Below are 6,214 nucleotides of genomic sequence, written 5' to 3' on the forward strand. Positions count from 1 at the left end.
CGGGTCCGATCGCCGCGAACGATACGTTTCGAGGGGGAGTACGCGGAGACAATCGAGTGAAGAATGTCTCGATGGCGTTCGCGCTCGTGAAAACGACCCAGTCGTAGGATGCGAGGCGACCGAGCGCCTCGTCGAACGCGAGGTAGTCGGCGGGCGGCGCGATTCGAATCGCCGGGGCTTCGATGACCTTCGCGCCGAGCGATCGAAGCGCCTCGGCGAAAGGCCGTGACTGATGACGCGGCCGGGTCACGACGATGCACCGTCCCGAAAGCGGGGGAAGGGTCATCGTTGCTTGCCCAATTCCGAGACGATCTCCGCGGCGCCGGCGTCGAGCATGGTCTCGGCGAGGGAAGCGCCGACGTCTCCCGGCCGCTGGGCCGGTCCCCGAGCCTGCCGGCGGAGGCAGCGTGCGCCATCGACCGTGCCGACATAAGCGCGCAGGAAGATCACATCCCCATCGAGCACCGCATGGGCGCCCATGGGAAGCTGGCAACCTCCTTGCACTCGTCCGAGGAACGCCCGCTCCGCCGCGACGGCACGCTCGGTCTCGTCGTCGTTCAGAAATTCGACACGTTCGAGAATGGCGCGGTCATCCGTTCTCGCCTGGATGGCGAGGGCGCCCTGGCCGACCGCTGGAACCATCAGGTCGACCGGGAGTCGCGAGCGGATGCGGGCCATCAGTCCCAGCCGCACGAGCCCGGCAGCGGCGAGCACGACCCCTTCCCAGGACGAGCGGTCGAACTTCTCGAGGCGAGTCGGCACGTTCCCCCGGAGGTCGACGATACGGAGGTCGGGCCGGTGCGCGAGAAGCTGAGAGCTTCGCCTCGGACTTCCCGTACCGATGGTGGCGCCTTGGGGAATCGAATCGAGATCGAGCGCTCGCCGGCTGACCAGCGCGTCACAAGGGTCGATGCGCTTCGTCGTGGCGGCGAGGACGAGCCCCTCGGGCACGGCCGATGGCACGTCCTTCATGCTATGGATGGCGAGGTCGATCCGGTCGTCGAGCAGCGCCCGCTCGATCTCCTTGATGAAGAGCCCCGATCCTCCGAGCTCGGCGATGGCACGATCCGTGATCCGGTCGCCCCGCGTCTCGATCACCTCCACCTCGATTCGCGCCGAGGGGTCGCGCTCGCGAAGAGCTTCCTCGATGGCCCGGGTTTGCAGGATCGCGAGGCGACTTCCCCGGCTTCCGATGCGGATGGGCCTCATGATCCCGGGTCAGCTTTTTTTTCGCTCGTCGGTTCGATCGAGCTCGAAGGCCTCGTAAAGCGTGTCGATGCGAAGCGCGCCGAGTGCGCCCTCCTCGCTCCACGCCCGGACCTGACCCATCAGGGGGTGAAGAATCTTGTTGACCAGGCTTTCGGTCAGGAGCTCCGCCTGCAGACGGTCGTCGCTGCAGAAGCGCTTGGCATGGCGAGCGAGCTCCTGGGCCCTCAACTCCTCGACGCGCTCGCGCAAACGTTTGATGATGGGGGTCGCGGTGAGAGAGCTCCGCCAGCTTCGGAAGCTCTCGAGCTCCTGTTCCACGATCGTTTCCGCCCTGGGAATCTCCGATCTGCGCTTCTGCAAGTTGCTGTCCACCAGCAGGTTCAAATCGTCGATATCGTGGAGGAAGATCCCATCCAGGTCGCCGACCGAGCTCTCGAAATCGCGCGGCACCGCGATGTCGATGATGTAGATCGGTTTTCCTCCCCGCTGATACAGGATCGGTTTCATCATCGCCCGGGTCACGATCGGCGTGGTCGCGCCGGTGGAGCTGATCACGATGTCCGCCGAGGCGAGCGCGCTCTCGAGGCGGTCGAGCGGCAGGGGTGTTCCCTCGAGCTCCCTGGCGAGCTCCTCGGCGCGCCGGAACGTGCGGTTCGCGATCACCAGCTTGCGGGCTCCCCGCTCGATCATATGTCGAGCGGTGAGAGCGCCCATTTCGCCCACCCCGATGAGGAGAACGGATCGCGAGGACAGATCCTCGAAAATCTTTCCCGCGAGCTCCGACGCCGCGCTCGCCACCGATACCGCCCCGGCGCCGATCCGGGTTTCGTTGCGAACCCGCCGTCCTACATTGACCGCGCCTTGGAGGACACGGCTGAAGACGATCCCACAAGCACCCATTTCGCTCGATAGGTCATAGGCACGGCGAACCTGCCCCAGGATCTGCGCCTCTCCCAGGACGAGCGAGTCCAGCCCCGCCGCCACCCGAAGCAAGTGCCGCACCGACTCCAGCCGGGTCAAGGTGTAGGCATAACCCGGGTGCCGGCTGAGATCGATCTCTTTACTCTCCTCCAGGAGCCGGCGGATGTAGAGCTCGGCGGCGCCGTTGTCCGATGAGAGGCCGTAGAACTCGGTACGATTGCAGGTCGACAGCAGGATGGCCTCGGTCAGCATGTCCTCGGTTCGCGTGCGGCCGAGCACCGAGCGAACCTCCTCTTCGGAGAATGCGATTCGCTCCCGAACCTCGACGGGTGCGGTGCGGTGGTTGAGGCCGACGACGATGAGGTCCATCTCAAATGAAGACGTGAAAGCGGCTGAAGACGAGGTTCACGACCACGAAAGAGAAGAGTACCACCGCGAAACCGGCGATGGAGGTGAAAGCCACTCTCTTCGCAGACCACCCCTTCAGACGGCTCGCGGAGAGACCGAGCCCATAGATCAACCAGACCACGAACGTAATCATCAGCTTGGGATCCCAGCTCCAGTACGTTCCGTACACTCTCACCAGGAGGACGAGACCGCCAATCATGGCCACCGTGAGAAAGCCCAGCCCCAGCCAGGCGGCGCGGTACATGAAGCTCCCCATGACCTCGAGGGAAGGGAGCTGCTTGTAAATCAACCCGAAGCGATGGTGCTTGATGTCGTAGAAGAGCATCAGGTAGAGCGCACCGTAAACCGCGGAGACCGCCATGCCCGAGTAACCGAGAAGCGCCGTCGAGACGTGCACCATGAACGCCGGCTCCCACAGCAGGTCACTGAAGCTCGTGGGTAGCTCGCCGAAGGCGGACGAGACGAGCTGGAACACGAAGACGATTCCCAGGATCAGATATCCCGTAGTTCGCACGCCGATCCTGGCCTCGATGAGAAGGTAGAGCACCGCCACCGAGAAGGCCACCACCGACATCGCCTCGAAAACCGTGGCGAAGGGAAAATGATGAAATTGCAGCGTTCGCAGTACCAGGAGCAGCGCGTGCAGCCCCACGCTCATTCGAAGCAGGATCGGCGTCGTCTTCTCGGCAAAGGGGTCGTTGCGGAAGAACAAAAGGGCGTAGTCGGCCCAGAGCAGAGCATAGAGTGTCGGAAGAATGATGGTAAGGGCGTTGATGGCGCTCTGCATGGCACGGTTGCGGGTGAAGGTCCCGCTTCACTATAGAACCGCGCTAGGTCTCGCGCAACGGGTTGACACCGATGCTAGGATCCCCGCAAGCAGCCGTCCCAATTCAGGAAAGCATTGGTGCCGTACCGCTGGACAAGCATTCTCGTCTGGGTAGTCGTCGCCTCCGCCTGCTCCCACGAGCGGGAGCCATCCGGGCTCGAGCGCTCCGTCCTCCGGGTCGCCCTCGATGGGGAGCCTTCGACCTGGAATCGTTTGCTCGCGACAGACTGGGCGACCCACATCGTGACCGACCAGCTCCATGCGCCGCTCGTCCGGCTCAATCCCGAGACCCAGGCACTCGAGCCGGCGCTCGCCGAGTCCTGGGAGTTCGATGAGGGAGGCACGAAGCTCGTGTTCCACCTCAGGGAGGGTCTGCGTTTCTCCGACGGCGAGCCGTTCACTGCCCGTGACGTGGAGTTCACGTTCCGCGCCCTGCACGACCCACGAGTGGCGAGCCCGCTCGCCGACACGGCGCGAATCGATGGCGAGCCGATCGAGTGCGTGGTGCGCGACGACTTCACCGTCTCTTTTGGGCTGCCTCGTAGAACGGCGAGCATCGAGCGCATCTTCGACAGCATTCGCATCCTGCCGGCACACCGCTTGGAACGAAGTCTGGAGCGAGGAACGCTGGCCTCGGATAGCGGGCTCGGCGCCGCTCCGGAGGGCATCGTGGGTCTGGGGCCGTTTCGCTTGCTGCGCTTCATCCCGGGCGAGCGGATCCTGCTCGAACGAAACCCCCATTATTTCAAACCCCATCGAGATCGGTCCGCCGCGGTGGAATCGATCGCGTTCGAGATCATTCCCGACGCCAACGCCCGGCTCCTGCGGCTCAAGAGCGGCGGGCTCGACCTGATGGAGCTCGACCCACTCACGTATCAGGGTCTTCTCGCCGAAGCCCCGGACGAGATCCGCCTCGTGGACATGGGACCGAGCATGCTCAGCGAACGGCTCTGGTTCAATCTCAATCCCGACAGTCCGATAGCCGAGCACAAGAAGGTCTGGTTCCTGGACGTCCGGTTCCGGCGTGCCGTGTCTCTCTCGATCGATCGCGAGGCTCTCGCACGTGTCGTCTATGCGGGCCTGGCCTCTCCCGCAGTGGGTTCCGTCTCTCCCGCAAACAGTTTCTGGCGCAACGATTCGATTCCCGCGCTCGGGTTCGACACCGAAACGGCCCGCGCCCTGCTCGCCGAGGCGGGATTCGACTGGGACCTGGAGGGACGCCTCGTCGACGCCGGCGGCCGAAGAGTCTCTTTTACGGTCTTGACCAAGAGCGATGCCCTTCATTCGAAGATCGGCTCGTTCCTGAGAGAAGACCTCGAAGCCATCGGAGTCGGCTTGCGGGCCGTTCCCACCGAGTCGAGCAGCCTGGCCTCCCGCATTTTCGGCAGCTTCGACTACGAGGCGGCGCTCCTTGGCATCAGTCAAACCGATCCTGACCCTTCCGCGGAGATGGCTCTTTGGATGAGCCGGGCGCCGCTCCACCTGTGGCATCCCTCGCAAAGCCGCGCGGCCACGCCCTGGGAGGCAAACATCGACGAGCTCATGGAGGCACAAGCCGCCGCGCTCGATCCCGCCCTTCGTAGAGACTATTTCGACAGCGTGCAGCGCATCATTCGGGAGAACCTTCCGGTGCTCGATCTGGTCGTGCCCCACGCTCTTCTTGCGGCCGATGCATCGGTTCTCAATCTACGCCCGACGCCGTTTGCGCACGCCTTGTGGAACAGCGACGAGCTGGCAATTGCCAGTGTTGGGAAATCCACACGCTACCCGGTGCGTGATCCACGTCACTGAAAGGGGGTGTAATCGGCAGTAGCGTGCGCTCACGCTTTTTCAAGTGAAACGAAGGAGGTGACCGGGATAGAGGTCGGCGAGGAGTCGCTCAAGGCGGCGGACCGTTCGAAGGATTCGGTGTTATTTCGACCGTTAATTTCGATTTCATGAATCCGGTAGCTGCCTCGTAAGAGACTCAGAAGCACCAACACTCTCTCCCCTCAAACCAAGACGAACCTGAATTTCTGACCCTGAGCTCCAGGGTCGCGCTGTCGTCGGCGTCAGGGCGTCCTGAACTTTAAGGAGGTTCTCCAATGAACGGCATTCTGTGGGTCTGAACATTTCGGAAAAAACTGTTTTTTGTGTAGTCACTTTGAAATATCTCTTTCTTGATGGAGTGCATCATGGAACAAGAAGTACAAGAAATCGTTGAGCTTACCGTTGAAGAGCTCGAAGAGCGCACGGCGCCCGGTGTCATTGTTGCCTTCTAGCGCATTCTTTTCCCCGCATATCATCTAAAAGAATACGGAGGCTCCAGAAGAGCCTCCGTAACTTCTCCTCCCACCCCTGAAACGCGTTGATTCTCTCTCGAGATCTGTGATACCTTCCCGTGGGGTTTGACTCCCAAGCGACTTCGGTCAGAATCGATTTCCACAGGATTCTTAATCTCATAAGTTCATTCTTGACCCCATAGGCGTTCCGCCTCGAAACAAAAGGTGCCGAAGTCGCAATGGACGGACGAGGCTGGTCTGCCAGCTTCAAGCTTTACGTTGCAGCCGTCGTCGGGGGCGGGCTCGTAGCCTATCTGTGGGCTCTCGCGGCGACGTTTCGCTCCGTCTTGGTACTGCCCGGGGAAGAGACGCTCGCTCTCATCGGGATTCTCATCGTTGCCTGTTTCAGTGCGAGATGGGTGGTGCGCATCCCGAGGACGGCCAGCTGGGTAGCTGCGGCCGACAGCCTGATTCTATCGATCACGATGATCTACGGCGTCGCGCCGGGAATCGTGTCGAATGGCCTTTTTCATTTCGTGTGCTACTGGTTCGCCGCACGCCGTGAGCCTTATGAGCGGCTCGGCGTTTC

Annotated in this window: 6 protein-coding genes; 2 read left to right on the forward strand and 4 right to left on the reverse strand. The window is 62.3% G+C overall.

The annotated features are described in order from the left end of the window. The 4 genes from VEK15_29930 to ccsA all read right to left on the reverse strand — a co-directional run. On the reverse strand, window positions 1-286 hold a 286-nt coding region (locus tag VEK15_29930; GenBank protein ID HXV64955.1), incomplete at its 3' end, for a uroporphyrinogen-III synthase. Beyond that, a complete protein-coding gene (gene hemC / locus VEK15_29935) occupies window positions 283-1,209 on the reverse strand; it encodes a hydroxymethylbilane synthase (protein HXV64956.1) in 927 nt (308 codons plus the stop codon). The genes hemC and VEK15_29930, both read right to left, overlap by 4 nt. Before the next feature lie 9 nt (window positions 1,210-1,218). Further along, on the reverse strand, window positions 1,219-2,499 hold the full coding sequence (hemA, locus tag VEK15_29940) for a glutamyl-tRNA reductase (GenBank protein ID HXV64957.1): 1,281 nt from the start codon (window positions 2,497-2,499) through the stop codon (window positions 1,219-1,221). A 1-nt stretch (window position 2,500) separates the two neighbouring features. Then, window positions 2,501-3,325, reverse strand: a complete 825-nt coding sequence (ccsA, locus tag VEK15_29945) for a cytochrome c biogenesis protein CcsA (GenBank protein HXV64958.1) — start codon at window positions 3,323-3,325, stop codon at window positions 2,501-2,503. 117 nt (window positions 3,326-3,442) lie between these two features. Here ccsA and VEK15_29950 point away from each other — a divergent pair, with 117 nt between their 5' ends. After that, on the forward strand, window positions 3,443-5,155 hold the full coding sequence (locus VEK15_29950) for an ABC transporter substrate-binding protein (protein ID HXV64959.1): 1,713 nt from the start codon (window positions 3,443-3,445) through the stop codon (window positions 5,153-5,155). Window positions 5,156-5,864: 709 nt separating this feature from the next. Then, on the forward strand, window positions 5,865-6,214 hold a 350-nt coding region (locus VEK15_29955; protein ID HXV64960.1), incomplete at its 3' end, for a hypothetical protein.

The organism is Vicinamibacteria bacterium (assembly GCA_035620555.1).
Lineage (GTDB): Bacteria > Acidobacteriota > Vicinamibacteria > Marinacidobacterales > SMYC01 > DASPGQ01.

Excerpts from the sequence above, each read along its gene's own strand:
- hemA (HXV64957.1), bottom strand. The coding sequence starts at position 2,499 with ATGGACCTCATCGTCGTCGGCCTCAACCACCGCACCGCACCCGTCGAG.
- ccsA (HXV64958.1), bottom strand. The coding sequence starts at position 3,325 with ATGCAGAGCGCCATCAACGCCCTTACCATCATTCTTCCGACACTCTAT.
- hemC (HXV64956.1), bottom strand. The coding sequence starts at position 1,209 with ATGAGGCCCATCCGCATCGGAAGCCGGGGAAGTCGCCTCGCGATCCTG.